Raw genomic sequence first — 3912 nt, forward strand, 5'->3', positions numbered from 1 at the left:
CAGCAGGGAACGCAACGGGGTGAGGGTGTCGTTGGTGAGCCGCCCGGACCAGGCCAGGTCCCACAGCGCGTCGGCCAGTTGGGGGTCGGTGGCGTCCGGGTGGGTGGTGGCGCGGACCTGCTCGGCGATCTGGCGGAAGAACAGGCCGTAGCCGCCGGTCAGCGCGTCGAGGACGGACTGGTGGAGGGCCGTCAGTTCCAGGGGGTGGGGCGGGGGCAGGAGCAGGGGCGCCGCGTCCGCCAGGTAGAGGGAGACCCAGCCGTCCTTGCCCGGGAGCGCACCCGCGCCGGCCCACACGACCTCTCCGGCGGCGGTCAGCTCGTCGAGCATGGCCGGGGCGTAGTTCGTGACGCGGGACGGCAGGACGAGCTTCTCCAGGGCGGAGGCGGGCACGGAGGCGCCCTGCAACTGCTCCACGGCACGCACCAGTCCGTCGATGCCGCGCAGGGAGTGGCCCTTGCCGATGTGCTGCCACTGCGGGAGGAACTGGGCGAGGGCCGGCGGCGGCACCGGTTCGAGTTCGTGGCGCAGCGCGGCCAGGGAGCGGCGGCGCAGACGGCGCAGTACGGTCGCGTCGCACCACTCCTGGCCGATGCCCGCAGGGTGGAACTCACCCTGTACGACCCGTCCGCTCGCGGCCAGCCGCTGCAACGCGCCCTCGGTGACCGCCGTGCCCAGGCCGAAGCGGGCGGCGGCCGTCGCCGAGGTGAAGGGGCCGTGGGTGCGGGCGTAGCGCGCCAGGAGGTCGCCCAGAGGGTCCTTGACCGGTTCGGTGAAGGCCTCCGGGACCCCGACCGGCAGCGCTGTGCCGAGAGCGTCCCGCAGGCGGCCCGCGTCCTCGATCGCCGCCCAGTGGTCGGCGCCGGCGACCCGGACCTTGATCGTGCGACGGGCTCCGGCGAGCTCCTGCGCCCAGTGCGGCTCGGCGCCCCGCTCGGCCAGCTCGGCGTCGGTGAGCGGGCCGAGGACGCGCAGGATGTCCGCGACACCCTCGGCGTCCTTCACCCGGCGGTCCTCGGTGAGCCACTGGAGCTCCCGCTCCAGCTCGGTCAGGACCTCCGCGTCGAGCAGCTCCCGCAGTTCCGCCTGGCCCAGCAGCTCGGCCAGCAGCCGCGAGTCCAGCGACAGGGCCGCCGCCCGGCGCTCGGCGAGGGGCGAGTCGCCCTCGTACAGGAACTGGGCGACATAGCCGAAGAGGAGGGACCGGGCGAAGGGGGACGGCTCGGGGGTGGTGACCTCGACCAGGCGGACCCTGCGGGACTCCAGGTCGCCCATCAGCTCGACGAGACCGGGCACGTCGAAGACGTCCTGGAGGCACTCGCGGACCGCCTCCAGGACGATCGGGAACGAACCGAACTCGCTCGCTACCTGGAGCAGTTGGGAGGCACGCTGGCGCTGCTGCCACAGCGGGGTGCGCTTGCCGGGATTGCGACGCGGGAGCAGGAGCGCCCGGGCGGCGCATTCGCGGAAACGGGAGGCGAACAGGGCCGAGCCGCCGACCTGGTCGGTGACGACCTGGTCGACCTCGCCCTTGTCGAAGACGACGTCCGCTGCGCCCACCGGAGCCTTCTCGGCGTCGTACTCCGTGCCGGTCCTGTCGGGTTCCCGGTCGAGGAGATCCAGGCTCATCAGATCGGCGTCGGGCAGCCGCAGGACGATGCCGTCGTCGGCGTGCATGACCTGGGCGTCCATGCCGTAGCGCTCGGAGAGCTTGGCGCCGAGGGCGAGGGCCCAGGGGGCGTGGACCTGGGCGCCGAAGGGGGAGTGGACGACGACCCGCCAGTCGCCGAGTTCGTCCCGGAAGCGCTCCACGACGATGGTCCGGTCGTCCGGGACGTGGCCGCAGGCCTCGCGCTGTTCGTCCAGGTAGGACAGGACGTTGTCCGCCGCCCACGCGTCCAGGCCCGCGGTGAGCAGGCGCAGGCGGGCGTCCTCCTTGGACAGGGAGCCGACCTCGCGGAGGAACGCGCCCACCGCGCGGCCCAGTTCGAGGGGGCGGCCGAGCTGGTCGCCCTTCCAGAAGGGGAGCCTGCCGGGGACGCCCGGGGCGGGGGAGACCAGGACGCGGTCGCGGGTGATGTCCTCGATGCGCCAGGAGCTGGTGCCGAGCGTGAAGACGTCCCCGACGCGGGACTCGTAGACCATCTCCTCGTCGAGCTCGCCGACCCTCCCGCCGCCCTTCTTGGGGTCGGAGCCGGCGAGGAAGACGCCGAAGAGGCCGCGGTCGGGGATGGTGCCGCCGGAGGTGACGGCGAGCCGCTGGGCGCCGGGGCGGCCGGTGACCGTGCCGGCGATGCGGTCCCACACCACGCGCGGGCGCAGTTCGGCGAAGGCGTCGGAGGGATAGCGGCCCGCGAGCATGTCGAGGACCGCGGTGAAGGCGGACTCGGGGAGGGAGGCGAAGGGGGCCGCCCTGCGGACCGTGGCAAGGAGGTCGTCGAGCTGCCAGGTGTCCATCGAGGTCATCGCGACGATCTGCTGGGCGAGGACGTCCAGGGGGTTCGCCGGGACCTTGAGGGACTCGATGGAACCGGTCCGCATGCGTTCCGTGACGACCGCCGCCTGGACCAGGTCGCCCCGGTACTTAGGGAAGACCACGCCGGTGGAGACCGCGCCGACCTGGTGGCCCGCGCGGCCGACCCGTTGCAGCCCGGAGGCGACGGAGGGCGGTGACTCGACCTGGATCACCAGGTCCACCGCGCCCATGTCGATACCGAGTTCGAGGCTGGACGTCGCCACCACGGCCGGGAGGCGGCCCGCCTTGAGGTCCTCCTCGACCAGGGCGCGCTGTTCCTTGGAGACCGAGCCGTGGTGGGCCCGGGCGATGACCGAGGGGGCACCCTGGGCCGCGCCCGAGCCGCCCATGAGCTCGGCCGGGGCGTGGTGTTCGTCCAAGGGCTCGCCGGTGGCCCGCTCGTAGGCGATCTCGTTGAGACGGTTGCAGAGGCGTTCCGCGAGGCGGCGGGAGTTGGCGAAGACGATCGTGGACCGGTGGGACTGGACGAGGTCGGTGATCCGCTCCTCCACGTGGGGCCAGATGGAGGGCCGCTCCGCGCCCTCGTTGCCCTCGGCGACCGGTGAGCCGCCGAGCTCGCCCAGGTCTTCCACCGGGACCACGACCGAGAGGTCGAACTCCTTGCCGGACTTCGGCTGGACGATCTCCACCTTGCGCTGCGGCGACAGGTAGCGGGCGATCTCGTCCACCGGGCGGACCGTGGCGGAGAGGCCGATGCGGCGGGCCGGTTTCGGGAGGAGTTCGTCCAGGCGCTCCAGGGACAGGGCCAGGTGGGCACCGCGCTTGGTCCCGGCCACGGCGTGCACCTCGTCGAGGATCACTGTCTCGATGCCCGTCAGCGCGTCCCGGGTCGCCGACGTCAGCATCAGGAACAGGGATTCCGGGGTGGTGATCAGGATGTCCGGGGGGCGGGTGGAAAGAGCCCGGCGTTCGGCCGGAGGGGTGTCGCCGGAGCGGATGCCCACCTTGACCTCGGGCTCGGGGAGGCCCAGGCGGACGGACTCCTGACGGATGCCGGTCAGGGGGCTGCGGAGGTTGCGCTCCACGTCGACGGCGAGGGCCTTGAGGGGGGAGACGTACAGCACCCGGCAGCGCTTCTTCGGGTCCGCGGGCGGGGGAGTGGAGGCCAGCTGGTCCAGGGCGGCGAGGAAGGCGGCCAGGGTCTTGCCGGAGCCGGTGGGGGCGACGACGAGCACGTCCGAGCCCTCCGCGATGGCCTGCCACGCGCCGGCCTGGGCGGTGGTGGGCGCGTCGAACGCACCCGTGAACCAGCCGCGGGTGGCGGGGGAGAAGCCGTTCAGGGCTCGGTGTGCGGAGCTGACCATGCGTCCATCCTGCACCCCGGGACTGACAACGGGTTGCCTCCGGCGGTTGGGCGGGTGGGGTTGTCGTTTGGC

At 73.1% G+C, this 3912-nt stretch carries 1 protein-coding gene; it reads right to left on the reverse strand.

Annotation, left to right across the window (positions count from 1 at the left end):
* Positions 1–3840: DEAD/DEAH box helicase (locus AOJ26_RS30660; protein ID WP_053851623.1), on the reverse strand; the 3840-nt coding region annotated here is incomplete at its 3' end.
* Positions 3841–3912 lie beyond the last annotated feature (72 nt).

Origin of the sequence: Streptomyces sp. NRRL B-24085, from assembly GCF_001282115.1 — a bacterium.
In the GTDB taxonomy this organism is placed as follows: Bacteria; Actinomycetota; Actinomycetes; order Streptomycetales; family Streptomycetaceae; genus Streptomyces.